We start from the raw sequence: 25,480 nt of genomic DNA, 5'->3' as shown, positions 1-25,480 counted from the left end.
CATGTGCGGCGGGGGTCGCCGGTGCGCGCGCGCACACTGCTCAGCGCTGTTCGGGCACTCGCTCAAGCCCTGCTCAGCGCCGCTCGATCCGCGTTCAGCGCTTCGCGACGAAGACGTGCGAGGCGACCTCGGGGTTCAGCTCGGCCGCCTCCCCGCTGGAACCGACCAGCACCCCGCCGGCCGATTCGGTCACGCTGACGACCGAACCGGGCTGCACGCCCGCCCGTCGCAGCGAGTACATCAGCTGTGCGTCGGTCTGGATCGGCTCACCGATCCGACGCACCACCACGGTCTTGCCGTCCGTGCCCGGGTCGAGCTCGGCCAGGCTCACCATGCCCTCGTCCAGGAACGGGTCGGCCCCGGACTTCTCGCCCAGCTCCTCCAGGCCCGGGATCGGATTCCCGTACGGAGACTCCGTCGGGTGCCGCAGCAGCTCCAGCACCCGGCGCTCCACGGCCTCGCTCATCACGTGTTCCCAGCGACACGCCTCGGCGTGGACCTGCTCCCACTCCAGGCCGATGACGTCGACCAGCAGGCACTCCGCGAGCCTGTGCTTGCGCATCACCCGAGTCGCCAGGCGCCGCCCCTCCCCGGTCAGCTCCAGATGCCGGTCGCCCGCGACCTGGACCAGCCCGTCCCGCTCCATGCGCGCCACCGTCTGGCTGACCGTCGGACCGCTCTGGTCGAGCCGTTCCGCGATCCGGGCGCGCATGGGGACCACGCCTTCCTCTTCGAGCTCGAGGATGGTGCGGAGATACATCTCCGTCGTATCGATCAGTCCGGACATTCGTGCCCCTCGATGCTGTGACCTGAAGTCGTCGTGCGATGGCCCTCCACCAATTCTGACGCATAGCACCGACAACCGTGCCCCGCCGTCAGGAGTCCGTGCCGACGGCCGGCCCCGAGCGCTATTGACAGCCCACTGGTCCAGACCGCAACGTGATCCGCGACACGGGCACCGTACGGACCGCCCACACCCGCAGGAAAGGCCTCCTCGATGAGCGACAGCAAGCTCGCCGGTCAGTTCTTCGACGCAGCGATCGGCCTGCTGGAGCGGGTGCGCGACGAGGAGGCCGGATCGATCGCCGCCGCGGGCGCCGCGATCGCCGACACCGTCGCCGCGGGCGGCCGGCTCTTCGCCTTCGGCGCCGGACACTCCTCGCTCGCCGCACAGGACGTCGTCTACCGTGCGGGCGGACTCGCCCTGATGAACCTGCTCGCCGTGCCCGGCACCCTCGGCGTCGACGTCATGCCGGCCACCCTCGGCTCCGCGCTGGAGCGGGTGGACGGTCTCGCGAGTGCCGTGCTCGACGCCGGACCGGCCCGTTCCGGCGACCTCCTCGTGATCATCTCGCTGTCCGGACGCAACGCGCTGCCCGTGGAGATGGCGCAGAACGCGCGGGCGCTCGGGCTGACGGTCGTCGGGGTCACCTCGGTCGCGTACACGACGGGCACCAAGTCCCGGCACGTCTCGGGCGGATTCCTCCGGGACCACTGCGACATCGTGCTCGACAGCAAGATCGCGATCGGTGACGCGGAGCTGACGGCGGAGGGCGTCGAGGCGCCGTTCGCGCCCGCCTCGACGGTCGTCACCAGCGCCCTGATGCAGGCCATGATGGCCACCGCGGCGGAGGAACTCGTCGCCCGGGGGATCGAACCGCCGCTGCTGCGCTCGGGCAACGTCGACGGCGGACACGAGTGGAACGGGCGCGTGATGCGGGAGTACGGCGACCGCATCTTCTACCGGCACTGAGGATCTCCCCCGGCACCTGGTGACCTGGGCCGGAGATCCTCCGGCCGGAGGTGACTTCGGGTTCAGGCTCCCGGCCCGGCCGTCAGCCGGGCCAGGTCGACCGCCGAGGCGACCCGGACCGCCACGCTCTCCGCGTACGTCACGTCGGGACGTTCGAACGCGCTCCGGTTCGCCGCGCGCAGGAACGTCACCACACCCAGCGTCCGTCCCCGGCTCCGCAGCACCGCGCACAGGGCATGCACCGAGTCACCCGGCCACTGCTGCTCCACGGCCCACGCCTCGCCCGCGCCCGCCGGCGCGGCGGCACGGACGGAACCCGTACGCTCCACGGCCTGGAGGGCCGGGTGCCCCGGTGCGTACCGCACCGGGAGCGAGCCACCGGAGACCGGCAGGCAGGGACCCGGCGCGTCGGACGGCGTGGCCGCGGCCCGTACGAGCCGCTCCCCCGTCGCCAGATCCGCCAGCAGATCGACGACGACGTGGTCGGCGAACCCCGCCAGGGCGTAGTCCAACGACGTGGTCGCCGCCTCCATCGGGTCCTCGCACTCCGACGCCTGACGGGCCGCCCGGTGCAGCTGGTTCGCACGGAAACGCACCCGGTCCGCGTCCTGCTCGGCGAGCTTCGCGGCCGTGACGTCCCTGAACAGCCAGCCGACCCCGAGCGGAACAGGTTCCTCCGCCAACGGCGAGGCCAGCCTCAGGAATCCACTGCGCCAGCAGCGCCGCCGGTCACCCTCGGAGGTCCGCAGCGTCACCCACAACTCGGCCGGAGCGGGTGGCGCGCCCTCGGCGAGGACGTGCTGCAGCGCGCCCTCCAGATCCTCCACGCCCTGCACGATCAGCTCACCCAGCGGCCGTCCCAGCAGCGCGGTGCGCCCGCCGCCCAGCGCCCGGGCCGCGTAGGCGTTGACCATGGTCGGGCGCAGGTCGACGTCGACGAGGACCACGCCCCAGGACGCGTCCTCGAACAGGGCCTCGCTGAGCGCGATGGACCGCTCCAGATCGATCTGCGCGTGCACCTCGCTGAACGCGCAGTACACCCCGGCGGGCTTCCCGTCCTCACCACGCACCCCCGATGACTGGGTCCGCACGAGGACCCGCCCGCCGTCCTTGCGCAGCAGCGCGAACTCGTGGACCTGCCGCCCCGGGGCGTCCATGACGGCCAGCAGCCGCTCCTGCACGTCGCCCGCGTCCGCGCTCCGCACGGCCCACCCGGCGAAGCCCCGTCGCCCGACGGCCTCGGCGGCACTCCAGCCGAGGATGCGCTCGGCCTCGCGGTTCCAGTGGGTGATGGTGCCGTGCGCGTCGAACGCGCAGAGCGCGGCGTCCATCCCGTCGAGCAGCGCGGCGAGAAGCCGGGACCCCGGAATCGCCGCCGCCGACGGGTTCCGCTCGGGGTCCTCGTCGGGACCGAGCGCGTCGGTGGTGCCGGTGCTCCTGGAAGCACTCACTCCGTACCTCCCGCAGGGCGTGTTCCGCTTCGCGTTCCGCATTACCGCACGTCAGCCCATTGAACTCGAACGTGGGTCACCACACAGCCACTTCCAGGAAATCCGGTGTCCACCGGAGCTCCGTTAATTCGCTTGTGCGGCCGTGGGGAGGTTCCTAGGCTGGGGGCACACGTCGAAAGGAGGTGATCCGAAAAGTGCAGTCTTATCGGATTCGTGAGGTGGCTGCGGGCTGACAGCCCGTCGTCGCACACAGTGCACCTCGGCAGGCTGTCTGCCGAAACCCATGCAGTCACCGACCCGCAGGCTCGCCGGTAAGTCCGGCCGGCTCCTCCGCGAGGAGGGACCAGAGCCTGCGGGTTCCTGCGTCTCGGGGCGTCCCGGGGCGTCCGGGCGTTCCAGGGGCCCCTCGCCGTCAGTACTGCTCGGACTGGCCGCCGTCGATCGGGATGACCGTGGCGTTGATGAAGCCGGACTCCTCGGAGAGCAGGAACGCGACCAGGTCGCCGACCTCCTCCGGCCTGCCGAAGCGCTTCATCGGGTTGACGCTGACGAAGGCCTCGCCGGCCTGCTCCCAGTTCTCGGCGTCGATCTGCTTGAGCGAGGCCTCGACCATCGGGGTCATGATGGCGCCGGGGGCTATCGCCTTGACCGAGACGCCGAACTGCCCGTACTCCACACCGGAGTTCCGGGTGAGGCCGACGACTCCGTGCTTGGCCGCCGCGTAACCGGACTGGTTGCCCACGCCCCGGATGCCGCCGACGGAGGCCGTGTTCACGACGGAGCCGGAGCCCTGGCCCTTCATGACCGGGAGCACGTACTTGAGGCCGAGGAACACTCCGCGGAGGTTGATCGACACGACGCGGTCGAATTCGTCGGTGCCGTAGTCCTCGGTGAGGTTCTGCTTGCCCTCGATGCCGGCGTTGTTGAAGAAGCCGTCGACACGTCCGTAGGCCTCGACCGTGGCGGAGACGTACCGCCGCACATCGGCCTCGGAGCTGACGTCGGCGGTGATCCGCAGGACCTCCGCGCCGGGCGCGGCCTTCTCCACCGCCGCCGCCGTGTCCGCGAGGCCCTGCTCGCTGACGTCGACGAGCGCCAGCCTGGCGCCTTCCGACGCGACCCGCACGGCCGCCGAACGGCCGAGACCGGAGCCGCCGCCGGTGATGAGGACGACCTTGCCGCTGAACCGGTCTTCCATGATGAAACCTCCACGCTGAGATGTGCCGGATGGCTTTAGACTAGACAGTACGTACAGTCTAGATATTCCGGCCGTGCGCCCAGCCCCGCTCCCGGAGGTCCCATGGACGACCGTCCCGCCGCCTCACGTCCCCGGCGCGGTCCTCGCCGCGACCCTGACGCCCACGAGGCCGTTCTGGTGGCCACGCGCGAGCTGGTGGCCGAGCTCGGCTACAAGGGCGTGACGATGGAGCGCATCGCCTCGCGGGCCGGGGTGGCCCGGATGACGGTCTACCGCTGGTGGCCGAACAAGGCGGCGGTGATCACCGAGGCGGTCGCGGACCGGCTCGCCCCGGGGCCGGCCCCTGACACGGGCGACGTACGCGAGGACGCGCTCCTCTGGCTGCGCGGCCTGGTACGGACCTTGACCCTGCTCGGCGACCCCAGTGTGGTGACGGGTGCGCTGACCGAACGCGGGGAGCCCGGGCGGGCCGAGCTGCGGGACCTCCTCCAGGCCCACGCCGGACCCGCCGCGCAGCTCCTGCGGGCCGGAGCGGCCCGGGGGCAGCTGCCCCCGGGCGTGCCGCTGGACGCGGTCGTGGACAGCTGGGTCGGTTACCTCGTCTACCGGACGGTGTTCCTGGGCCGGGAGACCGCCGAGGCCGATCTCCTCGACCTCGTACGTCTCCTGCCCGCGCCTCCCGGGCCGTCCGGCGGGGAGGCGGGCTGACGGGTCAGGGGCAGAGCCGCTCGACCGTCCATGCGACGGCGGGGCTCTCCCGTACGTACCGCAGCCTGTCGTGCAGCCGGTTCTCCCGGCCCTGCCAGAACTCGATCGCGTCCGGCACGACGCGGAACCCGCCCCACTGCGGCGGGGCGGGGACCTTCTCGCCCTCCGGGTAGCGGGCCGCGAGCTCCTCGTAGCGGGCGGTCAGCTCCGCGCGCGAGCCGACCACCGTCGACTGGTCGCTGGCCCAGGCGCCCAGCTGTGAGCCGTGGGGGCGGGTACGGAAGTACGCGACCGTCTCCTCGCGTCCGACGCGGGCCGCCGTGCCGGTGATGACGACCTGGCGGGCGAGCGGGTGCCAGGGGAAGAGCAGCGAGACGTACGGGTTCTCCGCCAGTTCGCGGCCCTTGCGGGAGCCGTAGTTGGTGAAGAAGACGAAGCCGCGGCCGTCGTAGTGCTTCAGCAGCACGGTCCGGGAGGAGGGCCGGCCCCGGGAGTCGGCCGTGGACACCACCATCGCGTTCGGCTCGTGGAGCGCGCCGCCCCCGGCGACCTGGCGGAACCAGCGGGCGAACTGGTCCATGGGGTCTGCGGCGAGATCCTTCTCGACGAAGTCCTCGGAGCGGTACTGCTCGCGCATCGCGGCCGGATCGGTGGTGCAATCGGATGACGGGACGCGAGAGGAGGCGGACACGGAAGACGGAGTGGCATCTGCTGTGGGCACGGGGGCCATCCTGCCGCAGCGGGCCGGTTTCCCGGCGGGGAGGGCCGCGATGACCGGTCCGCGAGCCGCGAGGCTGTGCCCGACGTCACCCTTCCCCGCGTCGTGGTAACCCGCCAGTATCGTGGAACGGCCTCCGTGGCCGTCAGACCGCCGCCGAGTCGAGGGAGCCGCCCCATGTCCGACTTCGTACCCGGACTCGAAGGAGTCGTCGCGTTCGAGACGGAGATCGCCGAGCCCGACAAGGAAGGCGGCTCGCTCCGTTACCGCGGCGTCGACATCGAGGACCTCGTCGGCCATGTGTCGTTCGGCAACGTCTGGGGGCTGCTGGTGGACGGGGCGTTCAACCCCGGCCTGCCGCCCGCCGAACCGTTCCCGATCCCCGTGCACTCCGGCGACATCCGCGTCGACGTGCAGTCGGCACTCGCCATGCTGGCGCCGGTGTGGGGACTGAAACCGCTGCTCGACATCGACGAGGAGACCGCGCGCGACGATCTGGCGCGGGCCGCCGTCATGGCCCTGTCGTACGTCGCCCAGTCGGCCCGCGGCCAGGGCCTGCCGATGGTCCCGCAGAGCGAGATCGACAAGGCCGGGTCCGTGGTGGAGCGGTTCATGATCCGCTGGCGCGGTGAGCCGGACCCGAAGCACGTGAAGGCCGTCGACGCCTACTGGACGTCGGCCGCCGAGCACGGGATGAACGCCTCGACGTTCACCGCCCGCGTGATCGCGTCGACCGGCGCGGACGTCGCGGCGGCACTCTCCGGGGCGGTGGGCGCGATGTCGGGCCCCCTGCACGGCGGGGCCCCGTCCCGGGTCCTCGGCATGATCGAGGAGATCGAGCGGACGGGCGACGCCACGGCGTACGTGAAGCAGGCCCTGGACAAGGGCGAGCGGCTGATGGGCTTCGGACACCGCGTCTACCGCGCAGAGGACCCCCGGGCCCGGGTCCTGCGCCGCACGGCCCGCGAGCTGGCCGCCCCGCGCTTCGAGGTGGCGGAGGCCCTGGAGAAGGCCGCCTTGGAGGAGCTCCACGCCCGCCGCCCGGACCGTGTCCTGGCGACGAACGTCGAGTTCTGGGCGGCGATCGTGCTGGACTTCGCGGAGGTCCCGGCCCACATGTTCACGTCGATGTTCAGCTGCGCCCGTACGGCGGGCTGGTCGGCGCACATCCTGGAGCAGAAGCGGACGGGCCGCCTGGTACGCCCCTCGGCGACGTACGTCGGCCCGGGCACCCGTGACCCCCGCTCGATCGAGGGGTACGACCAGTTGGCGGACCTGGGGAACTGACGGAGCGGGGGCGGGCGCCCGTGGGGGCGGCTCCCCGCAGCCGCCCGGCCTGCGGGTGTCTGCTGCCGTGCACGGGCCGGGTCCCGTCGGCGCGGGTGACGCGGGCCCGGGACAGGAACAGCGTGGTGACGGCCGCACCGGTTCGATCAGCATTCGCGTTCCGCAAAGGCGGTCAGGGCGATTGACGCCCCATCACCTTCCGTCCGGTTCGTCGGCGTTCGAGCTCTCGTCCAGCCTTCGCCCCCGGCTCTCGGCCACGCGCCGCACGTCGCCCAGGGACTCGACCAGGCGGCAGGCGAGGTAGTGCACCTGGACGCTGGTCGACCGGCGGTCGGCCAGAAGGTCCGCAGCGTGGCCGAGTAGATGCCCGGCCATGGACAGTTGAGCGCTCTCCACCCGATCCGCGATCCGCGACACCGTGCCCGCGCCGCCCCCGAGGAGATAGCAGGGCTTACCGTCCGCCGCCGTCCACGGGAGGAGCCGCGCTTCCCCGGAGTCCGCCCTCACGCCGCCGTCTCCCCTCCGCACCGGGCGACGACGAGCACACGCCGCCGCCTCAGCTCTGCGAGCCGTTCCCTCTCGTGGGCCACGTAGTACGGACGCACCAGCGGGCTGTCCTCGCCGCGCGGCGGACGCTCACCGGTGCAGCGTGTCGTGATCCCGCCGGGACGATGCTTCGTTGCCGGTGCCGGCCTTCTCACCAGCAGCTCGAAAAGCCGGGCGATGCGGTCCCTCATGTCTTCCTGCCTTCCTCACGTTTCGTGGACGCGCCACACGAAGGAGCGCATGACTGCGTTCCGTGACGGATCATTCACAGCATGAGGTCGCTTCTCGCTACGCTGCCAGGGGTTCGCGCATGACAGCGCGCCTGTCATCCCGGGGAGTTGGTCGCATGGCGTCGCACCACAGGCCGCGCACGGCACGGATGAAGTACGGCGAGGAGTTGCGGCTCAGGCGCACGACGGCCGGGCTGACCCAGGAGGGGCTGAGCGAGCAGATCGTGTGCTCGCCGACGCTCATCAGCCACTTCGAGGCCGGCCGCCGGCTGCCGAACCCGGACGACGCCCAGCGGATCGACCGGGCCCTGGCCACGGACGGGTTCTTCGCCCGGTGGCTGGAGGATCTGGACACGAAGTTCGTCGACCACTTCGCGGCGGTGGCCGAACTGGAACGGCAGGCGGTTGAGATCCGGCAGTTCGGCCTCACGCTTATGCCCGGCCTCCTACAAACGGACAGTTACGCGCGGGCGCTCTTCCGCGCCTACCGGCCGAACCACCGGAACGAGGAACTTGACAGAGATGTCGTCATTCGAAAGGAGCGTGCTCAAGTCCTCGACAGCCCGTTGAACCCGGTCGTGTGGACACTGCTCGACGAGGCTGCGCTCCGTCGGCGTATCGGCGGGCCATCCGTCATGGCAGAACAGCTGCGAAGCATTGCGAGCATGGCCGAAGCTGGGCGTATTCGGCTCCACATCGTTCCGTTCGAGGTCGGGGCACACGCCCTGCTCCAGAGCCTGGTCACTTTGCTCAGCTTCGCTGACTCCCCACCCGTGGCTTACGTCGAAGGATTCAAGACAGGCCACTTGATGGACGATCCTGCACTGGTGACCGCCAGCCACACGGCCTACGCTCTTTCGCTGAGCGACGCGTTGTCGCAAGATGACTCACTGGCCCTGGTCCGGGCCGCAGCGGAGGAACACGAACATGGTCAGCAGTGAACACACTGTCGCCGACGCCTCCACCCTCGGTGGATGGCACAAATCCAGCTACAGCGGCGGGGACCAGGGCGAATGCCTTGAGGTTGCCCGCGGCTACGGCGCCGTCCCCGTACGGGACAGCAAGATCGCCCATGGGCCGGCCGTGGTGATGGCTGCGGAAAGCTGGTCGACCTTCGTCTCGGCCGTCAGGAGCGGCGCACTCGGCGCCTGACAACCGCTCAGCCGAGGAACCCCGCCCGCAGGGCCGGATCGCGCAGCAGGCTCAGCACCTCGAGCGGATTCATTCGGAGACGGCGACGTAGCGCGCGCCGCTGTCGTCCTCGTCGTCCTCCCGCTCGGACAGGTCGACGCTTACTCCCGCAGGCTCGAAAGCCTCTCGGATCCGCAGCGTCATGGCGTCGCTCAGGTAGTGGTGGTGCAGGTCGAGCGAGCGCAGGTGGGTGAGCGGCTGCCCGTTCAGCAGCGCCTCCGCCCCGACGTCGCCGAGCGTCCCCAACGACAGGCTGAGCGATTCGAGGCGGGCGACGACGGGGGCGTGTGCCACGGCGGCGGCTATCTCGTCCTGGAAGGTGCTGTTCTGCAGCCCCAGGTGCCGCAGCGCGGGGAAGCGCGTGCCCTCCAGCAGCGGCGCGAGGTCCTCCAGGGTCGTGTCACAGCCGTAGTACTCCTCGCCCAGCCACAGTTCCAGGTGCTCCAGGGCCGGCAGGTCGGAGGCCAGGACACCGCGCACCACCTCGGCGGACAGTCCACCGCACTCGAAACGCAGGGTGCGCAGTTCCTCGTGGCGCACGGCCGGGAACTCCAGGCCGGAGCTGCCCCGCACCGCCAGCTCACGGAGCCGGGGGTAGGCCTTCAGGACGGTGGTGACGTCGGACTGCTCCATCCAGGAGAGCTCGGACTGTTCGGAGACGACGTCGCCGAGGAACAGCGCTTCCAGGTTGACGAGCCGGGAGTTCGCCTCGGCCACCCATTCGTTCATGCCGTCCATGCCGTCCATGCCCTCGGTGTACCAGGGGTAGCCCACGATCAGCGCGCGTACGTCCTCGGCCGGCATGGTCGCGAGGAAGCGCTCCCAGTAGACGTCCGGCTCCTCGGCGCTGTCCATGTCGATCTCGATACGCCAGGCCGCGGCGTCGGCGGCGGGCAGGCGTGCGCCGTGGGTGAACTGCGGGAAAGTAAAAGCGGGCAGGCCGTGGAGGTGCTCCACATGATCGATCACAGGTGTCCTTCGGTGGCGTAACGGCGACAACTCCCGTTGTTCTACCAGTCGGTGACGACATCGCCGCTCACGTGCCGGCCGCCGGCACGCCCCCCTCGCTGTCGGTGCCCCCGCCTTCCGGAGGCGCGGTGAACGCCTGCCGGCTGTGCACGATCAGTTCACGGAGAGCCGGATTGTCCGTGCTCCTCCACACCAGCGCGAGCAGCGCCGGTGTCTCGACGTCGTCGATCAGGCGAGCGGTGAGCCGGTCGCCGTGGCTCGCGGCCATCGACGCGCTGAGGACGGCGACCCCGAGCCCACGGGCGGCGAGGTCCGCGACGGCGTCCGCCGCACTGGCCTGCAGCGCGATCACGGGCTGGAGGCCCTGGGCAGCGCAGGCACGGTCGAGGAGCGTACGCAGGCCGGTTCCGGGTGGCATGCAGATGAGGGACCGGGCCGTCAGATCGCGGAGTGTGACCCGCTGTCGGTGCGCGAGGGGATCCCCGTCCGGAACGGCTGCGACGAGCCGCTCGCTGATGATCGTCAGGGCGTCCAGCCCTTCGGGGGTGGGTGCGGCGGTCCCGATCAGGGCCAGATCGACGGCACCGTCGCGCACCCCCTCGACCAGCCGGTCGGAGTTGCCCTCCAGCAGCGAGATCTCGACCCCCGGGTGTGCCCGGTGGAACGCGGCGAGGGCGTCGAACAGTGGGGTGACCGTGCAGCCGATGACCATCCCGACGGTGAGCCGGCCACGGATCAGCTCGGTCACCTCGCCCACCGCCTGGCCCACCGACGCGGCTGCGGCCAGCGCGGCGCGGGCGTGTTCGAGCGCGGCCTTTCCGGCGACGGTGAGGGCGACGGTGCGTGACGAGCGGTCGAACAGCTCTGCGCCGAGCTCACGTTCCAGCCGGCGGATCTGGGCACTGACACCGGACTGGCTGATGTGCACCCGCTCGGCCGCCCTGGTGAAGTTCCGCTCCTCGGCGACGGCGACGAAGTACTCCAGCTGCCTCAGGTCCATGACCACAGATTCTAGTTTCCATCAGAACCATCTGTTGGACTTCTGCACGGCGTCTGGCCACGCTGGAAGGACAGGAACCGGACCAGGAGGAACCATGCCCGAGTACGAGAAGGCTTTGCGTCCCGAGGACATCACCCGCCTGTTCGTCGAGCGGTCCAACGCCGGCGACGCGGCCGGGGTCGCCGCGCTCTATGAGGAGCAGGCGGTGCTGGCCTACCCGCCCGGCGAGGTGACGGCGGGACGGGAGGCGATCCGCTTGCTCTGGGAGAAGGTGCTGGCCACCCGCCCGCACTTCGAACCGGAGCAGCCCCTGCCGACTCTGGTCAGCGGCGACATCGCCCTGACCTCGACCCCGCCGAAGGACGGGGCGGGAGCCCGCGCCCAGGTGGTCCGGCGGCAGCCCGACGGAAGCTGGCTGCGGGTGCTCGACCAGCCCGAGTTCACCCGGCCCGGACACTGAACAGGGCCGGATCAGCCCAGGGCCTCGTCCAGCAGGGCCGCCCACTGCGCCACGACCCTGCCCCGGCGGGCGGTGTCGTCGGTCAGCAGGTTGGCGAGACCGAGGCCCCGGGCCATGTCGAGGAGGCCCTGCACCGTCTCGCGTACCCCGGGGCGGGTCTCGTCGGCGCCGAGGAGTTCGACGGCGATGCGGTGGGTCTCTCGGCCCACGCGCGCTTCGAGTTCGGTGACGCGGGGCCGGAGCTGGGCTTCGTTCGACGCGGCGACCCAGAGCTGGAGCGCGGCGCGGAAGAGCGGCCCGGTGTACAGGTCGACGAGCGCGGCGACGACCTCGGCACGGCCCTGGACGGGCAGGGCGCGCAGGGCGGCGGAGCGTTCCTCGGCGACGTATTCGACGGCGCCGGTGAACAGGTCCTCCCGGGTCGGGAAGTGGTGCTGGGCGGCGCCGCGCGAGACCCCGGCGTGTTCGGCGACGACGGAGACGGTGGAGCCCGCCCAGCCGCGTTCGGCGAGGCAGGCGACCGCCGAGGCCAGGAGCCGTTGCCGGGTGGCGCGGCTCCTGTCCTGCTTCGGGGACGTCACAGCACCCATGCGGGATCCCGTCGTTCCAGGAAGGCCGTCATCCCCTCCCGTGCTGCGTCGGAGGCGAAGAGCGCTGTGGAGCGGGCGACGAGGTCTTCGGCGTACTGGTCGAAACTCCGCAGCACAGTAGCCGTGGCCAGCTCCTTCGATGCGGCCAGCCCCTGGGGTGACGCTCTGCGCAGTCCGTCCAGTACCGGTACGAGCGCCTTGTCCACGTCCTCGGCGGCCAGGGTGACGAACCCGGTGCGGGCCGCTTCCGCCGCGTCGAAGCGTTCCCCGGTGAGGTAGTAGCGGCCTGCGGCGCGTGGGTCGAGGCGGGGCAGCAGTGGCAGGGAGATCACGGCGGGGGCGAGGCCCAGGCGGGACTCGGTGAGGGCGAAGGAGGACTCGGGGCCCGCGACGGAGATGTCGCACGCCCCGAGCAGCCCGAGGCCGCCGGCCCGGACGTGTCCGGTGACCCGGGCGACGACGGGTTTGGGCAGGGCGACGATGCTCCGCATGAGGGCGACGAGGTCGTGCGGATCCGGCGGTGCGGTGAGGTCGGCGCCCGCGCAGAACGTGTTGCCCGTGTGGGTGAGGATCACGGCCCGTACGGCGTCGTCGGCCGCGCAGGCGTCGAGGGCCTCCGCGAGCTCACCGACGAGTCGTGCGCTCAGGGCGTTGCGGTTGGCCGGGGAGTCGAGAGTGAGCGTGACGATGCCCCGCTCGCGGGTCCGGGGTGCCAGGGTCATCGCGGCTTCTCCCGGTCGCGCAGCTCGCGCCGCAGGATCTTGCCGGACACCGCGCGCGGTACGGCCTCGATGAACTCCGCCCGTCTGACCTTCTTGTACGGGGAGACCCGGTCGGCGACGTGTGCGATGACGTCCTCCTCCGTGAGGTCTCCGGCGCCGGGGCCCCGGACCACGTAGGCCTTGGGCACCTCGTTGCCGTCGGCGTCGTACACCCCGATGACGGCGGCGTCCGCGATGTCGGGGTGGGTGAGGAGGAGGGCCTCCAGGTCGGCGGGGGCGACCTGGTAGCCCTTGTACTTGATGAGTTCCTTGACCCGGTCGACGACGTACAGCCAGCCGTCCCTGTCGACCCGGCCGACGTCCCCGGTGTGCAGCCAGCCGTCCTCGTCGATCATCGCGGCGGTGGCGTCCGGGCGGCCGAGGTAGCCCTTCATCACCTGGGGGCCCCGGATGAGGATCTCGCCGTCGGTACCGGTGCCGACGTCGATGCCGGGGTCGGTGAGCGAGACGATCCGCATCTCGGTGCCGGGCAGCAGCTTGCCCACCGTGCCCGGCGGCGGGTTCTCCGCCGCGAGGGGGACGACATGGGTGCCGGGAGAGAGTTCCGTCATGCCGTACGCCTGCCGTACGGCGGGCACGCCGAGCCGGTGGGAGCAGGCGGCGGCGAGTTCGGCGTCCAGAGGGGCGGCGGCGCTGACGATGTACTCCAGCGACGAGAGGTCGTAGTCACCGACGAGCGGGTGCTTCGCGAGGGCCAGCACGATGGGCGGGGCGACGTACAGGCCGGTGATGCGGTGGGTCTGGATCGTCTCGAGGAACTGGGTGAGGTCGAAGCGGGGCAGGACGACGACCGTGGCGCCGTAGCGCAGCGGCCCGTTCATGAGCGCGGTCAGGCCGTAGATGTGGAAGAACGGCAGCACGGCCAGGATGCGGTCATGTTCCCCCAGCGGGACGAAGGGCCGCAGCTGTTCCAGGTTGGTGGCGATGGAGCGGTGGGTGAGCATGACGCCCTTGGGGGTGCCGGTGGTCCCCGAGGAGTACGGGAGTACGGCGATGTCCTGGCCCGGGTCGAAGGCGATGTCGGGTTCGGGGGCGGTGGAACCCAGCATGTCGAGGACGGAGGTGTGCCCCTCGGCCTGGTCGCAGACGTAGATGTCCTCGATGCCGCCCGCGAGTGCGGCGGCCCGGCGGGCGACGTCGAGGAGCGGGGACACCGTGACGATCCAGCGGGCTTCGGAGTCCTTGAGCTGCTTGGCGAACTCCTCGGCGGTGGCGAGCGGGTGGATGGTGGTGACGGTGGCGCCCGCCCGGGTCGCCCCGTAGAAGACGGGCGGGTAGGCGATGGTGTTCGGGCTGTGCAGGGCGAGGACGTCGCCCTTGCGCAGACCCGCGGCGGCGAGGTGGGCGGCGATGCGCCGGTGGAAGGTGTCGAGCTGGCCGTACGTGACGGTCGTCCCGTTGGTCCCGTCGATCAGGGCGGGGGTGTCACCGAAGTCCGCGGCGTTGCCGAGGACCGCTTCGTGGATGGGTGTTTCGAGGGGCGGGACGTCTGCGTACTCGCTGTGGAACACCATGGCGGTCCCCTTCGACGCGGGTGGAGAGCCGGAATCGCCCCTGCCGGGGCGGGTGGGGAGACCTGCGACGTGACCGAGGACGTCAGTACGACTTCGGCAGGCCCAGGGTCTGGTGGGAGACGTAGTTCAGGATCATCTCCCGGCTGACGGGCGCGATACGGGAGACACGGGCGGCCGTGATGAGGGAGGCCAGCCCGTACTCGCGGGTGAGGCCGTTGCCGCCGAGCGTGTGGACGGCCTGGTCGACGGCCCTGACGCAGGCTTCGGCGGCGGCGTACTTCGCCATGTTGGCGGCCTCGCCCGCGCCTGTGTCGTCGCCGTCGTCATAGAGCTTCGCGGCCTTCTGCATCATCAGCCGGGAGAGTTCCAGCTCGATGTGCGCCTGGGCGAGCGGGTGCGCGATGGCCTGGTGCGCGCCGATGGGGGCGCCCTTCCAGACGGTGCGGGTCTTCGCGTAGTCCACGGCCCGTTCGACGGCGTAGCGGCCCATGCCGATGGAGAAGGCGGCGCCCATGATGCGTTCCGGGTTGAGTCCGGCGAAGAGCTGGAGCAGCCCCGCGTCCTCGTCGCCCACGAGCGCGTCGGCGGGCAGCCGTACGTCGTCGAGGACCAGCTCGAACTGTTTCTCGGCCGCTTGGAGTTCCATGTCGATCTGGGTGCGGGTGAAGCCCGGGGCGTCGCCGGGGACGATGAAGAGGCAGGGCTTGAGGCTGCCGGAGCGGGCGTCCTCGGTGCGTCCGACGACCAGGGTGGCGTCGGAGATGTCGACGCCGGAGATGAAGACCTTGCGGCCGCTGAGGAGCCAGTCCCCGCCGTCGCGGCGGGCGGTGGTGGTGATGCGGTGCGAGTTGGAGCCGGCGTCCGGCTCGGTGATCCCGAACGACATGGTCAGGGAGCCGTCGGAGAGGCCCGGGAGCCAGGTCCGCTTCTGGGCCTCGGTACCGAAACGGGCGATGACGGTGCCGCAGATCGCCGGGGAGACGACGAGCATGAGGAGGGGGCTGCCGGCGGCGCCCAGCTCCTCCAGGACGATGGAGAGTTCGGCCATGCCGGCGCCCCCGCCGCCGTACTCCTCGGGCAGGTTGACCCCGAGGTAACCCAGCTTGCCCGCCTCTTCCCACAGCTCGCGGGGGTGCTCGCCCCTGCGGGCCAGGTCGGTGCTGTACGCGCGGCCGAAGCGCTTGCCGAGGGCGGCGACGGCGGCGCGGAGGGCCTTGTGCTCTTCGGTTTCGAGGACGGTGCTCACGGGGTCGTCTCCTCCTGGTGCGCGGATGCGTGCGCGGACGCGGGGTCCTGCACGGGTGCGTCCTGTACGACGGCGAGCAGCGCGCCGACCTCGACCTGGAGTCCGGGGGCGGCGTGCAGCGCGGTGAGGGTGCCGGAGGCGGGAGCGAGGATGCGGTGCTCCATCTTCATCGCCTCCAGCCAGATCAGGGGCTGCCCGGCCTCGACGGCCGCACCCGGCGCGAGCCCGTCCGCGAGGCGGACGACCGTGCCGGGCATGGGGGCGAGCAGGGAGCCGGGTTCGGTGCGTTCGGCGGGGTCGGTGAAGCGGGGCAGGGCGGTGAAGGTGTACGAGCCGGCGGCGGTGTCCACATGGACCCGGTCGCCGTGGGTGGTGACCGCGAAGTGCCGGGTCACACCGCCGGTTTCGAGGGTGACCGCACCGGGGCCGGCGGCGAGGACCCGCTCGCCGGTTTCGGGTGCGGGGATGCCGTCCCGGCCGGTGCGGTAGGCGATCTCGTGCTCGGTGCCGTCGGGCTCACCGCGGTAGCGCCTGGTCTGCGGCTGCGAGGCGAGGTTGCGCCAGGCGCCGAAGCGGACGGGCCCCGAACCGCTGCCGGCGGCCGCGCCCGAGGCCGCGGCGAGCGCGGCGGCGGTGGCGGCGCGCCGGCGCGCGGAGTCCTCGCCGGGAGTGCCGGTCGCCGTCAGGGCGGCCAGATGCCGGTCGTAGAAACCGGTGTCGAGGCGCCCCGCGACGAAGTCCGGGTGGCGCAGGGAGCGTACGAGCAGTTCCCGGTTGGTGACCGGGCCGTGGATACGGGCGCGTTCCAGGGCGCGCGCCAGGAGCCGGACGGCTTCGGTGCGGGTGGGGGCGTGGGCGATGACCTTGGCGAGCATCGGGTCGTAGTGCACCCCGACGGTGTCGCCGCCGGTGTAGCCGGTGTCGAGGCGGACGCCGGGTCCGTCGGGCACCTGGAGCGTGAGCAGTGCTCCGGTCTGCGGCTGCCAGTCCCGGGCCGGGTCCTCGGCGTACAGCCGGGCCTCGACGGCGTGTCCGCCGGGCGGCGGGGGCGTGGACGCGGGCAGTGGCCCGCCTTCCGCGACACGTAGTTGCAGCGCGACGAGGTCGAGGCCGAACACCGCCTCGGTGACGGGGTGTTCGACCTGGAGGCGGGTGTTCATCTCCAGGAAGTACGGGCGGCCCTCGGCCGATACGAGGAACTCGACGGTCCCCGCGCCCCGGTAGCCCACCGCCTGCGCGGCGGCGACCGCCGCGTCGTGCAGCCGCTGCCGCAGCGCGTCGTCGAGGCCCGGGGCCGGGGCCTCCTCGATGACCTTCTGGTGGCGGCGCTGGAGCGAGCAGTCGCGGGTGCCGAGCGCCCACACCGTGCCCTGCCCGTCCGCCATGATCTGGACCTCGACGTGCCGGCCGCGCTCGACGTACGGCTCGGCGAAGACCTCGCCGTCCCCGAAGGCGGAGGCGGCCTCGGCGGAGGCGGCGGTCAACTCCACGGTCAGCGCGGCGAGTTCACGGACGATCCGCATCCCGCGCCCGCCGCCGCCCGCCGCCGCCTTCAGCAGCAGGGGCAGATCGGCGGCGGTGGCGCTCCCCGGATCGACCGGGGCGAGCAGCGGCACATCGGCGGCGGCCATCAGCTCCTTGGCCCGGGTCTTGGACGCCATCAGCTCGATGGCCTTGACCGGCGGCCCCACCCAGACGAGCCCGGCGTCCTGCACGGCCCGGGCGAACCCGGCGTTCTCCGAGAGGAAGCCGTACCCCGGGTGCACGGCGTCGGCGCCCGCGGCGAGCGCGGCGGCGACGACGCGGTCGCCGCGCAGATACGTGTCGGCCGGCGCGGCCCCCGGCAGACGTACGGCGGTGTCGGCCTCCCGTACGTGCAGGGCGTCGGCATCCGCGTCGGAGTACACGGCGACGGTGGCGATGCCCAGCTCACGGCAGGTGCGGAAGATCCGGCAGGCGATCTCGCCCCGGTTGGCGACGAGCAGTGCGGTGATCATCCGTTCCCTCACATCCGGAAGACGCCGAAGCCCCGCGCGCCTTCGACCGGTGCCGTATGGATCGCTGACAGGCACATCCCGAGGACGGTCCTGGTGTCGCGCGGGTCGATGACCCCGTCGTCGTACAGCCGCCCCGAGAGGAACATCGGCAGCGACTCCGACTCGATCTGCTGTTCCACCATGGCGCGCAGACCGGCGTCGGCCTCGTCGTCGTAGGGCAGCCCCTTGGCGGCGGAGGAGGCGCGGGCGACGATCGAGAGGACGCCCGCGAGCTGCTGGGGGCCCATGACGGCGGACTTGCTGCTGGGCCAGGCGAAGAGGAAGCGGGGGTCGTAGGCCCGGCCGCACATGCCGTAGTGGCCGGCGCCGTAGGAGGCGCCCATCAGCACGGACAGGTGCGGGACCCGGGAGTTCGACACCGCGTTGATCATCATCGCGCCGTGCTTGATGATGCCGCCCTGTTCGTACTCCTTGCCGACCATGTAGCCGGTGGTGTTGTGCAGGAAGAGCAGCGGGATGTCGCGCTGGTTGGCGAGCTGGATGAACTGGGCGGCCTTCTGCGACTCCTCGCTGAACAGCACCCCCTGGGCGTTGGCGAGGATGCCGACCGGGTAGCCGTGCAGGCGCGCCCAGCCGGTGACCAGGCTGGTCCCGTAGAGCGGCTTGAAGGCGTCGAAGTCCGAGCCGTCGACGAGCCGGGCGATGACCTCGCGGGGGTCGAAGGGGACCTTGAGGTCGCCGGGCACGATCCCGATCAGTTCGTCCTGGTCGTACTTCGGCGGCTCGGCGGGGACCGGATCCGCGTGCGCCTTGCGCCAGTTGAGCCGGGCGACAATCCGGCGGGCCTGGCGCAGCGCGTCGTGCTCGTCGACGGCGTAGTGGTCGGCGAGGCCGGAGGTGCGGGCGTGCATCTCGGCGCCGCCGAGCGATTCGTCGTCGCTCTCCTCGCCGGTGGCCATCTTGACCAGGGGCGGTCCGCCGAGGAAGACCTTGGACCGCTCCTTGATCATCACGGTGTGGTCGGACATCCCGGGGACGTACGCGCCGCCGGCCGTGGAGTTGCCGAACACCACGGCCACGGTGGGGATTCCGGCGGCGGACAGGCGGGTGAGGTCGCGGAACAGCGCCCCGCCGGGGATGAAGATCTCCTTCTGCGAGGGCAGGTCCGCTCCCCCGGACTCGACGAGGCTGACGCACGGGAGCCGGTTGGCGAAGGCGATCTCGTTGGCGCGCAGGGCCTTCTTCAGGGTCCAGGGGTTGGAGGCGCCGCCGCGTACGGTCGGGTCGTTGGCGGTGATCAGGCATTCGACGCCCTCGACGACCCCGATCCCGGTGACCAGCGAGGCGCCGACCGCGTAGTCGCTGCCCCAGGCGGCGAGCGGGGACAGCTCCAGGAACGGCGTGTCCGGGTCGACGAGCAGCTCGATCCGTTCGCGGGCGAGGAGCTTGCCGCGCTTCCGGTGCCGTGCCACGTACTTCTCGCCGCCGCCCGCCAGGGCCTCGGCGTGCTCGGCGTCCAGCTCGGCGAGCTTGGCGAGCATCGCCGCGCGGTGGGCGGCGTACTCGGGCCCCGCGGTGTCGAGCGCGGTGGGCAGGACGGTCACGCGTTCACCTCCGGTTCGTCCAGCAGCTGTACGGGGACGGTGACGTGCCGGGACCGCAGCCACTCCCCCACGGCCTTGGCCTGCGGATCGAAGCGCGCCTGGGCGGCCACCCCCTCACCGAGGAGGCCGTGGACGACGAAGTTGAGCGCCCGCAGCCGGGGCAGGACATGGCGTACGACGATGAGCCCGGCGGTCTCCGGCAGCAGTTCCTGGAACCGCCGGACGGTCAGCTCATGGGCCAGCCACCGCCAGGCGTCGTCCGTGCGGACCCACACCCCGACGTTGGCGTCCCCGCCCTTGTCACCGCTGCGGGCGCCCGCCACGTACCCTAGGGGTGCGGTACGGGTGGGCCCGGCCGGCAGCGGCTCGGGCAGGTCCGGTTCCGGCACCTCGTCGAGCTCGCGGTACGGGCCGGCCACCGGGATCACCTCGCGCGACCCGTCGGGCAGCACCGCGACATGGGCGACGTCCTCGGCCGGCACGTACGCGGCCTCGAACACCCCGTACGGCGCGCCCTTCCCGGGCGGGGCGGTCACATGGAAGCCCGGGTAGCTGCCGAGGGCCAGCTCGACGGCCGCCCCGGACACGGCGCGGCCGACCGCCTCCGCGTCCGGGTCGCGCACGACGAGCCGGAGCAGCGCGCTCGCGGTCTCCTCGGTGGCGGCGTCGGCCCGGTCGGTGCGGACGAGCTCCCACCGCACCTCTGCGGGTTTCGTTCCGGCACGGTCGAGGGCGTCGGCGAACTGGTCCCGCACGAGCCGGGCCTTGGCCTCGATGTCGAGCCCCGTCAGCACGAAGACGACCTCGTTGCGCCACCCGCCGAGCCGGTTGAGCCCCACCTTCAGCGTGGGCGGCGGTGCCTCGCCGCGTACCCCGCTGATCCGCACCCGGTCCGTCCCGTCCTGGGTCAGCGTCACGGTGTCGAGCCGGGCGGTGACGTCGGGTCCGGCGTAGCGGGCACCGCCGGTCTCGTACAGCAGCTGTGCGGTGACGGTGCCGAGGTCGACGACGCCGCCCGTGCCGTCGTGCTTGGTGATGACGCTGCTGCCGTCCTCGTGGATCTCGGCGAGCGGGAAGCCGGGGCGGCGGACGTCGTGGTCGCCGAAGAAGGCGTAGTTGCCGCCGGTGGCCTGGGTGCCGCACTCCAGGACGTGTCCGGCGACGACGGCACCGGCGAGGGCGTCGTGGTCGTCCGGCCTCCAGCCGAAGTGGGCGGCGGCGGGCCCGGTGACGAGGGCGGCGTCGGTGACCCGGCCGGTGACGACGATGTCGGCCCCGGCGCGCAGACAGGCGGCGACGCCCCCGCCGCCGAGGTAGGCGTTGGCGGTGAGGAAGCCGTCCGGCACGGGGCGGCCGTCGCCCTCGACGTGCGCGACGCGCACGGGTACGCCGGTCCGGTCCGCCAGTTCGCGTACGGCGTCGGCGAGTCCGGCCGGGTTCAGCCCGCCGGCGTTGGCGACGATCTTCACGCCCCGCTCGTGGGCGAGCCCGAGGTTCTCCTCCAGCTGCCGCAGGAACGTCGAGGCGTACCCGCGCTTCGGGTCCTTGAGGCGGCTCCGGCCGAGGATCAGCATGGTGAGCTCGGCGAGGTAGTCGCCGGTCAGGACGTCCAGCGGGCCGTCGGTGAGCATGTCGCGCACGGCGTCGAAGCGGTCGCCGTAGAAGCCGGACGCGTTGCCGATGCGCAGGGGCCGGGTCACCTGTCCGCCTGCCGAGGACGCCCCGGTCCGGCGGGGCCGGCGAAGGCCTGCGCGATGTCCAGCCACTGCCCGGCGTCCGCGCCGACCGCCTCGACGGTGAGGTCGTCACGGTGGGCGCGCTGGGTGACGAGCAGGCAGAAGTCGAGGAGTGGCCCGGTGACCCGCTGGGCCGCGCCCTCGGGGCCGTAGGTGTGCGACTCGCCGTCCTCGGCGAGCAGTTCCACCCGGAACTGCTCGGCGGGCGGTTGGAGCCCGCGTACGAAGTAGGCGTAGTCCCGGGCCCGTACGCCGATCCTGGCCACGTGCCGCAGCCGGGCGGTCGGCTTCCTCGTCACGCCGAGCGCGTCGGCGACGTCCTGGCCGTGGGCCCAGGTCTCCATGAGCCGCGCGCTCGCCATCGAGGCGACGCTCATCGGCGGGCCGTACCAGGGCAGCTTCGCCCCTGCGGGGGCCGCCCGGAGGGCCTCCTGGAGCCGGGCCCGTCCTTCCCGCCACTCCACGAGCAGGGCTTCGGGGGTCAGGGCGGTGACGGCTTCCTGGGCCGCGTCGCCGACGAAGGTCTCCGGGGCGGCCAGCGCCTTCTCGACCTCGACGGCGAAGGCGTCGGGCTCGGTGGCGGCGACCAGGGCCACCTCGTCGGTCCAGTTGAGGTGGGCGATCTGGTGGGCGACGGTCCAGCCTTCGGCGGGGGTCGGCGCCGCCCATTCGGGTGCGCTCAGCCCCGCCACCAGCAGATCGAGTTCGTCGCTCTCCTCACGCATGTCGTCGAGCACGGCGGCGGTCACGGCCGATGCGTCGGGCACGGTGCGCTCCCCTCGGGGCGTGGCGGTGTGCCCCGGAGCATGCCAGCACCCCATAAAACAATCAAGCATGCTTGCATGATTTATTCGGACGCCTCGCGCGACGCCTCCCGGGCGGGCGGCTCTCGGTCGACGTGGTGGCCCGGAACGGAGGGCCGGCGCACGGTCAGCACCACGCCCGGCCTCACCGCGTTCCGCGTCCTGCCCGTCGACGGCTGAGCCGCCGCCCCGCCCTACTCCGCGCGCTCCCCCTCCGCCTGCGAGGGCTCGGTGCGGGGGACGTCGGGGTGCGTCTCGGGGGCGTGGCCGCGCACGGGGGGTTCGTCGCGTTCACCCTCGGCCTGCGAGGGGGTGTGCGAGTACAGCCCGGCGTACTCATCGGTTTCCTTTGTGGCTCCCATGCGCGGGCCTCCTTCCTTCGCCCCCTTCCATCGTCCCTCCCGCACCCGCTCCCGGCCAGGTGACTCGGTGCGGGCCGTCCGGCTGCGCACCGCGCCGATGCTCGCCCCGATGACCAGGGCGATGGCCAGGGCGTCCGTCGAGGAGAGGGCCTGGTCGAGGATGAGGAAGCCCGCCGTGGCCGCGATGGCCGGTTCGAGGCTCATCAGGATCGCGAAGGTGGGCGCGGGCAGCCGGCGCAGGGCCATGAGTTCGAGGGTGTACGGGAGGACCGAGCTCAGCAGCGCCACGGCGATGCCCAGGCCCAGCGTGGAGGGGGCCACGAGCTTCGAGCCCGCCTCCATGATGCCCAGCGGCAGCGAGAGGACAGCGGCCACCACCATGGCCAGGGCCAGTCCGTCCGCCTGCGGGAAACGGCGGCCGGTGCGGGCGCTGAAGATGATGTACGCCGCCCACATGGCGCCCGCGCCCAGGGCGTACGCCGCCCCGACCGGGTCCAGACGGTCGAAGCCTCCGCCACTGAGGAGGACGACACCGCCGAGCGCCAGCGCCGCCCACACGAAGTTGACCAGGCGGCGGGAAGCGACGACGGACAGGACCAGCGGGCCCAGCACCTCCAGGGTGACGGCCGCGCCCAGCGGGATCCGGTCGACCGCCTGGTAGAACAGCGTGTTCATGGCGCCCATGGCGACGCCGAAGGCCACCACGGTGCCCCAGTCGGCGCGCGAGTGCCCCCGCAGCTTCGGCCGGCAGACGACCAGCAGGACGAGCGCCGCCGCCGCGAGGCGCAGGGTGACGACGCCGAGCGCACCGGCCCGCGGCATCAGCAGCACGGCGACCGCCGCGCCGAACTGGACGGAGAGCCCGCCCGCCACCACCAGGGCGACCGGGCCGAGGGCGGCCCTGCGTCCGCCGGGGCCGCCCGGCCGGCCGTGCCCGGTCTCGTCGAGAGCGGACACCGCCTCGGGCAGGGCGACGGCAGCGGCCGGCTCTGCGGCAGCGCGCGGGTCGTTCACCAGGAGCCTTTCCTTGTGGTCCAGCAGAATGCGCAGTCCATTGGAGTGCACCAGAAGGTTTACGATACGGCACCAAGCGGGAGCCGCTCACGTCCTCACCGTAGAGAGCTGCGCGCCTCCCGTGAAATGCCGGTTGCGCTCCAGTTATGCTCCGGACGCATGAGCACTGGACAGGGCACCGGAACCGGCGGCCGCGGTATCGATGTCCGGCATCTGCGGGCCTTCCTCGCCATCGCGGACGAACTCGGCGTCACCCGCGCCGCCGCCCGGCTCGGGGTCACCCAGCCCGTCGTCTCCCGTACGCTCGCCGCCCTCGAACGGCACCTGGGCGTCCGGCTCGTCGACCGGTCCACCCATCACCTGGCCCTCACTCCCGAAGGCGCCGCCTTCCGCGACAAGGCCGCCGTCGCGGTCGGCGCCTTCGACGAGGCCGTCGATCCCGGCCGGCTGCACCACCGGCCGCTGCGGCTCGGGCACGCCTGGTCCGCGTTCGGTCGGTACACCACGCCGCTGCTGCGGACCTGGCAGCGACGCCACCCGGGGACCCCGCTCGAACTGCTGCGCATCGACGACCGCACGGCCGGTCTCACCCGCGGCGAGGTGGACGCGGCGCTGCTCCGCGGGCCGGTGGACACCCCGGGACTGGTCACCGAGGTGCTGTTCACCGAGGCCCGGGTGGCGGCGGTGGCCTCCGACGGCCCGCTCGCCGCCCGCGCCTCGCTGTCCCTGGCCGACCTGACCGGCGGAGCGGTCGTCCTGAACACCGTCTCCGGCGCCACCACGCTCGACCTGTGGCCCCTGCGCGCGCGTCCCGCCGCCACCCTCACCGTCGCCAACACCGACGACTGGCTCACCGCCATCGCGGCCGGGCGGGGCACCGGGGTCTCGGGAGCCTCCACCGCCCAGATGCATCCGCACGCGGGCGTCACCTACGTGCCACTGGACGACGCCCCGCCGCTGCCCGTCCTGCTCGCCCGCCGGGACGGACCCGGCCATCCCTCGCTGCCCCGACTGGCCGAGCTCGCCCGGGAGATCGTCGCGAGCGAACAGCGGACACCACCCGGCGATTTCGCCCGCCGGCGGGAATGAGGCTGCTGCGTACGGGAGTTGCACGCCCTGTACGCATCGGGTCGATCGCTCCAGGGGGCATCTCATGACGGACACCGACGTCACCGCCATCACCGTGCACGGCACGGTCGCGGCCGGCTTCGAGGGCGTACGGGAGGAGTTCGCCGCCGTACTCGCCGCGGACCACACCGAGCCCGGCGGCCAGCTCGCCGTGTACCACCACGGCCGGCTGGTGGTGGACCTGTGGGCCGGGGAGGGCATCGCCGGGGACTCGCTTCCCGCCGTGTACTCGTCCACCAAGGGCGCCGCCCATCTCGTCGTGGCCCTGCTCATCCAGGACGGCGTCATCGATCCGGCCCGCACGGTCGCGTCGTACTGGCCGGAGTTCGCCGCCGAGGGCAAGGGCGAACTGACCGTGCGGGAGCTGATCTCGCACCGCGCCGGACTGATCTGGGCGGACGGCGGATTCAGCGTCGAGGAGCTGGCCGACGACCGGGCCGTCGCCGCGCGGCTGGCCGGTCAGCGGCCCTACTGGACGCCCGGTACGGCGTACGGCTACCACGCGCTGGTCATCGGAGCCCTCACCGGCGAGGTGGTCCGGCGGGCCACCGGGCGGTCGATCCAGGAGATCTTCGAGGAGCGGGTGCGCGCACCCTACGGACTCGACTTCCACCTGGGCCTGCCCGAGGCGCTGGAACCCCGCTACGTGGCCGTCCGCCCCGGTGTGCCCACTCCGGAACAGGCGGCGGAGGCCGCGGCGAATCCGCTCGACCTGGACAGCCTGACGGCGCTCGCGTTCGGCTTCGCCGAGGACCCGCCGCTCGATCTGATCGCCTTCGTCAACACCCGGGCGGTACGCGCACTCGGCCCGGCCTCGGTCGGCGGGGTCGGCTCGGCCCGGGGCCTCGCGGGCATGTACGCGGCCACGATCTCGGAGCTGGACGGCCGGGCACCGCTGCTCCAGCCGGAGACGCTGGCCGAGGCCGGCCGGGTGCGGTGGACGGGGACCGACGTGGTGACGGCCCAGGTCGACGCCTTCGCCCTCGGCTTCGAGGCACAGCAGGGGCACTACCCGGCCCTGGGCGAGGGCTCATTCGGACACTCGGGAGCCGCGGGCTCGCAGGCGTACGCCGACCCCGTCAACGGCGTGGCCTACGGCTACACCCGCCGCCGCTTCGCCCTGCCCGGCGGCGCGGCCCCGGAGAACGAGCGACTCTCCGCGGCGGTGAGCGAAGCCGTCGCGAAGATCTGAC

25 protein-coding genes and 1 pseudogene are annotated in these 25,480 nt (G+C 72.3%); 9 read left to right on the top strand and 17 right to left on the bottom strand.

Annotation, left to right across the window (positions count from 1 at the left end):
• Positions 1-94 precede the first annotated feature (94 nt).
• Positions 95-787: a metal-dependent transcriptional regulator gene (locus ACFYQ5_RS18545; protein ID WP_389198629.1), complete on the bottom strand. Its 693-nt coding sequence runs from the start codon at positions 785-787 to the stop codon at positions 95-97.
• 210 nt (positions 788-997) lie between these two features.
• Here ACFYQ5_RS18545 and ACFYQ5_RS18540 point away from each other — a divergent pair, with 210 nt between their 5' ends.
• Positions 998-1,753 (top strand): SIS domain-containing protein, encoded by a 756-nt coding sequence (locus ACFYQ5_RS18540; protein WP_389198628.1) that lies wholly within the window; start codon positions 998-1,000, stop codon positions 1,751-1,753.
• Between the two features lie 62 nt (positions 1,754-1,815).
• Here ACFYQ5_RS18540 and ACFYQ5_RS18535 read toward each other — a convergent pair whose 3' ends face one another.
• Both ACFYQ5_RS18535 and ACFYQ5_RS18530 read right to left on the bottom strand, forming a co-directional pair.
• Positions 1,816-3,204 carry a PAS domain-containing protein gene (locus tag ACFYQ5_RS18535; RefSeq protein ID WP_389198626.1) on the bottom strand — a complete coding sequence of 463 codons (1,389 nt, stop codon included), beginning with the start codon at positions 3,202-3,204 and terminating at the stop codon, positions 1,816-1,818.
• A 412-nt stretch (positions 3,205-3,616) separates the two neighbouring features.
• Complete coding sequence (locus tag ACFYQ5_RS18530; protein WP_389198625.1) at positions 3,617-4,402, bottom strand: SDR family oxidoreductase; 786 nt, start codon at positions 4,400-4,402, stop codon at positions 3,617-3,619.
• A 102-nt stretch (positions 4,403-4,504) separates the two neighbouring features.
• Here ACFYQ5_RS18530 and ACFYQ5_RS18525 point away from each other — a divergent pair, with 102 nt between their 5' ends.
• Positions 4,505-5,110 carry a TetR/AcrR family transcriptional regulator gene (locus ACFYQ5_RS18525; RefSeq protein ID WP_389198623.1) on the top strand — a complete coding sequence of 202 codons (606 nt, stop codon included), beginning with the start codon at positions 4,505-4,507 and terminating at the stop codon, positions 5,108-5,110.
• Positions 5,111-5,114: 4 nt separating this feature from the next.
• Here the strand turns inward: ACFYQ5_RS18525 and pdxH are convergent, their stop codons facing one another.
• Positions 5,115-5,747, bottom strand: coding sequence for a pyridoxamine 5'-phosphate oxidase (pdxH, locus tag ACFYQ5_RS18520; RefSeq protein WP_389198750.1), 633 nt, complete (start codon positions 5,745-5,747; stop codon positions 5,115-5,117).
• 258 nt (positions 5,748-6,005) lie between these two features.
• Between pdxH and ACFYQ5_RS18515 the strand changes: the two genes are divergently transcribed.
• Positions 6,006-7,115 carry a citrate synthase 2 gene (locus ACFYQ5_RS18515; protein WP_389198621.1) on the top strand — a complete coding sequence of 370 codons (1,110 nt, stop codon included), beginning with the start codon at positions 6,006-6,008 and terminating at the stop codon, positions 7,113-7,115.
• Between the two features lie 192 nt (positions 7,116-7,307).
• On the opposite strand, the gene ACFYQ5_RS18510 is transcribed toward ACFYQ5_RS18515, so the two are convergent.
• On the bottom strand, positions 7,308-7,622 hold the full coding sequence (locus ACFYQ5_RS18510; protein WP_389198619.1) for a hypothetical protein: 315 nt from the start codon (positions 7,620-7,622) through the stop codon (positions 7,308-7,310).
• The gene (locus ACFYQ5_RS18505) at positions 7,619-7,852 is read right to left on the bottom strand and encodes a hypothetical protein (RefSeq protein ID WP_389198617.1); all 234 of its coding nucleotides are present in this window, start codon (positions 7,850-7,852) and stop codon (positions 7,619-7,621) included. Before ACFYQ5_RS18505 ends, ACFYQ5_RS18510 begins: the two co-directional genes overlap by 4 nt.
• Positions 7,853-8,007: 155 nt before the next feature.
• Here ACFYQ5_RS18505 and ACFYQ5_RS18500 point away from each other — a divergent pair, with 155 nt between their 5' ends.
• Positions 8,008-8,832 (top strand): Scr1 family TA system antitoxin-like transcriptional regulator, encoded by an 825-nt coding sequence (locus tag ACFYQ5_RS18500; RefSeq protein ID WP_389198615.1) that lies wholly within the window; start codon positions 8,008-8,010, stop codon positions 8,830-8,832.
• Positions 8,819-9,043, top strand: coding sequence for a DUF397 domain-containing protein (locus ACFYQ5_RS18495; RefSeq protein WP_389198614.1), 225 nt, complete (start codon positions 8,819-8,821; stop codon positions 9,041-9,043). Before ACFYQ5_RS18500 ends, ACFYQ5_RS18495 begins: the two co-directional genes overlap by 14 nt.
• 69 nt (positions 9,044-9,112) lie before the next feature.
• Here the strand turns inward: ACFYQ5_RS18495 and ACFYQ5_RS18490 are convergent, their stop codons facing one another.
• Both ACFYQ5_RS18490 and ACFYQ5_RS18485 read right to left on the bottom strand, forming a co-directional pair.
• Positions 9,113-10,048: an STM4015 family protein gene (locus tag ACFYQ5_RS18490; RefSeq protein WP_389198749.1), complete on the bottom strand. Its 936-nt coding sequence runs from the start codon at positions 10,046-10,048 to the stop codon at positions 9,113-9,115.
• Positions 10,049-10,118: 70 nt separating this feature from the next.
• A complete protein-coding gene (locus ACFYQ5_RS18485) occupies positions 10,119-11,051 on the bottom strand; it encodes a LysR family transcriptional regulator (RefSeq protein WP_389198612.1) in 933 nt (310 codons plus the stop codon).
• 94 nt (positions 11,052-11,145) lie between these two features.
• Here ACFYQ5_RS18485 and ACFYQ5_RS18480 point away from each other — a divergent pair, with 94 nt between their 5' ends.
• Complete coding sequence (locus ACFYQ5_RS18480; protein WP_389198611.1) at positions 11,146-11,511, top strand: YybH family protein; 366 nt, start codon at positions 11,146-11,148, stop codon at positions 11,509-11,511.
• Positions 11,512-11,522: 11 nt separating this feature from the next.
• Here the strand turns inward: ACFYQ5_RS18480 and ACFYQ5_RS18475 are convergent, their stop codons facing one another.
• From ACFYQ5_RS18475 to ACFYQ5_RS18440, 8 genes are all read right to left on the bottom strand, one after another.
• Positions 11,523-12,101 carry a TetR/AcrR family transcriptional regulator gene (locus tag ACFYQ5_RS18475; RefSeq protein ID WP_389198609.1) on the bottom strand — a complete coding sequence of 193 codons (579 nt, stop codon included), beginning with the start codon at positions 12,099-12,101 and terminating at the stop codon, positions 11,523-11,525.
• Positions 12,089-12,823, bottom strand: coding sequence for an enoyl-CoA hydratase family protein (locus ACFYQ5_RS18470; RefSeq protein ID WP_389198607.1), 735 nt, complete (start codon positions 12,821-12,823; stop codon positions 12,089-12,091). The genes ACFYQ5_RS18475 and ACFYQ5_RS18470 overlap by 13 nt, the downstream gene beginning before the upstream one ends.
• Entirely contained in the window at positions 12,820-14,397 is a 1,578-nt protein-coding gene (locus ACFYQ5_RS18465) for a 4-coumarate--CoA ligase family protein (protein ID WP_389198605.1), read from the bottom strand. The genes ACFYQ5_RS18470 and ACFYQ5_RS18465 overlap by 4 nt, the downstream gene beginning before the upstream one ends.
• Positions 14,398-14,479: 82 nt before the next feature.
• Positions 14,480-15,643, bottom strand: a complete 1,164-nt coding sequence (locus ACFYQ5_RS18460; protein WP_389198604.1) for an acyl-CoA dehydrogenase family protein — start codon at positions 15,641-15,643, stop codon at positions 14,480-14,482.
• Positions 15,640-17,640 (bottom strand): biotin carboxylase N-terminal domain-containing protein, encoded by a 2,001-nt coding sequence (locus tag ACFYQ5_RS18455; protein WP_389198602.1) that lies wholly within the window; start codon positions 17,638-17,640, stop codon positions 15,640-15,642. The genes ACFYQ5_RS18460 and ACFYQ5_RS18455 overlap by 4 nt, the downstream gene beginning before the upstream one ends.
• 8 nt (positions 17,641-17,648) lie before the next feature.
• Entirely contained in the window at positions 17,649-19,244 is a 1,596-nt protein-coding gene (locus tag ACFYQ5_RS18450; RefSeq protein WP_389198600.1) for an acyl-CoA carboxylase subunit beta, read from the bottom strand.
• A complete protein-coding gene (locus tag ACFYQ5_RS18445) occupies positions 19,241-20,944 on the bottom strand; it encodes an acyclic terpene utilization AtuA family protein (protein ID WP_389198598.1) in 1,704 nt (567 codons plus the stop codon). The genes ACFYQ5_RS18450 and ACFYQ5_RS18445 overlap by 4 nt, the downstream gene beginning before the upstream one ends.
• A complete protein-coding gene (locus ACFYQ5_RS18440; RefSeq protein ID WP_389198597.1) occupies positions 20,941-21,747 on the bottom strand; it encodes a TIGR03084 family metal-binding protein in 807 nt (268 codons plus the stop codon). The genes ACFYQ5_RS18445 and ACFYQ5_RS18440 overlap by 4 nt, the downstream gene beginning before the upstream one ends.
• Before the next feature lie 75 nt (positions 21,748-21,822).
• Here ACFYQ5_RS18440 and ACFYQ5_RS18435 point away from each other — a divergent pair, with 75 nt between their 5' ends.
• Positions 21,823-21,963 (top strand): hypothetical protein, encoded by a 141-nt coding sequence (locus ACFYQ5_RS18435; RefSeq protein ID WP_389198595.1) that lies wholly within the window; start codon positions 21,823-21,825, stop codon positions 21,961-21,963.
• Positions 21,964-22,220: 257 nt separating this feature from the next.
• On the opposite strand, the pseudogene ACFYQ5_RS18430 reads toward ACFYQ5_RS18435, so the two are convergent.
• Positions 22,221-23,159: pseudogene (locus ACFYQ5_RS18430) on the bottom strand (DMT family transporter); the annotation flags it as partial.
• 159 nt (positions 23,160-23,318) lie between these two features.
• Between ACFYQ5_RS18430 and ACFYQ5_RS18425 the strand changes: the two are divergent.
• Entirely contained in the window at positions 23,319-24,248 is a 930-nt protein-coding gene (locus tag ACFYQ5_RS18425; protein ID WP_389198593.1) for a LysR family transcriptional regulator, read from the top strand.
• Positions 24,249-24,312: 64 nt separating this feature from the next.
• Positions 24,313-25,479: a serine hydrolase domain-containing protein gene (locus ACFYQ5_RS18420; protein ID WP_389198591.1), complete on the top strand. Its 1,167-nt coding sequence runs from the start codon at positions 24,313-24,315 to the stop codon at positions 25,477-25,479.
• Position 25,480 lies beyond the last annotated feature (1 nt).

The sequence above is a fragment of the Streptomyces sp. NPDC005794 genome (assembly GCF_042871445.1).
Classification (GTDB): domain Bacteria; phylum Actinomycetota; class Actinomycetes; order Streptomycetales; family Streptomycetaceae; genus Streptomyces.
The sequence above is the reverse complement of the archived record's forward strand: the minus strand, read 5'-3'. Positions and strand labels throughout refer to the sequence as shown.

Coding starts and splice junctions, on each gene's coding strand:
- ACFYQ5_RS18420 (WP_389198591.1), top strand. CDS start 24,313: ATGACGGACACCGACGTCACCGCCATCACCGTGCACGGCACGGTCGCG.
- ACFYQ5_RS18475 (WP_389198609.1), bottom strand. CDS start 12,101: ATGGGTGCTGTGACGTCCCCGAAGCAGGACAGGAGCCGCGCCACCCGG.
- ACFYQ5_RS18505 (WP_389198617.1), bottom strand. CDS start 7,852: ATGAGGGACCGCATCGCCCGGCTTTTCGAGCTGCTGGTGAGAAGGCCG.
- ACFYQ5_RS18485 (WP_389198612.1), bottom strand. CDS start 11,051: ATGGACCTGAGGCAGCTGGAGTACTTCGTCGCCGTCGCCGAGGAGCGG.
- ACFYQ5_RS18425 (WP_389198593.1), top strand. CDS start 23,319: ATGAGCACTGGACAGGGCACCGGAACCGGCGGCCGCGGTATCGATGTC.
- ACFYQ5_RS18545 (WP_389198629.1), bottom strand. CDS start 787: ATGTCCGGACTGATCGATACGACGGAGATGTATCTCCGCACCATCCTC.
- ACFYQ5_RS18495 (WP_389198614.1), top strand. CDS start 8,819: ATGGTCAGCAGTGAACACACTGTCGCCGACGCCTCCACCCTCGGTGGA.
- ACFYQ5_RS18530 (WP_389198625.1), bottom strand. CDS start 4,402: ATGGAAGACCGGTTCAGCGGCAAGGTCGTCCTCATCACCGGCGGCGGC.
- ACFYQ5_RS18525 (WP_389198623.1), top strand. CDS start 4,505: ATGGACGACCGTCCCGCCGCCTCACGTCCCCGGCGCGGTCCTCGCCGC.
- pdxH (WP_389198750.1), bottom strand. CDS start 5,747: ATGCGCGAGCAGTACCGCTCCGAGGACTTCGTCGAGAAGGATCTCGCC.
- ACFYQ5_RS18540 (WP_389198628.1), top strand. CDS start 998: ATGAGCGACAGCAAGCTCGCCGGTCAGTTCTTCGACGCAGCGATCGGC.
- ACFYQ5_RS18465 (WP_389198605.1), bottom strand. CDS start 14,397: ATGGTGTTCCACAGCGAGTACGCAGACGTCCCGCCCCTCGAAACACCC.
- ACFYQ5_RS18480 (WP_389198611.1), top strand. CDS start 11,146: ATGCCCGAGTACGAGAAGGCTTTGCGTCCCGAGGACATCACCCGCCTG.
- ACFYQ5_RS18455 (WP_389198602.1), bottom strand. CDS start 17,640: ATGATCACCGCACTGCTCGTCGCCAACCGGGGCGAGATCGCCTGCCGG.
- ACFYQ5_RS18515 (WP_389198621.1), top strand. CDS start 6,006: ATGTCCGACTTCGTACCCGGACTCGAAGGAGTCGTCGCGTTCGAGACG.
- ACFYQ5_RS18435 (WP_389198595.1), top strand. CDS start 21,823: ATGATTTATTCGGACGCCTCGCGCGACGCCTCCCGGGCGGGCGGCTCT.
- ACFYQ5_RS18500 (WP_389198615.1), top strand. CDS start 8,008: ATGGCGTCGCACCACAGGCCGCGCACGGCACGGATGAAGTACGGCGAG.
- ACFYQ5_RS18470 (WP_389198607.1), bottom strand. CDS start 12,823: ATGACCCTGGCACCCCGGACCCGCGAGCGGGGCATCGTCACGCTCACT.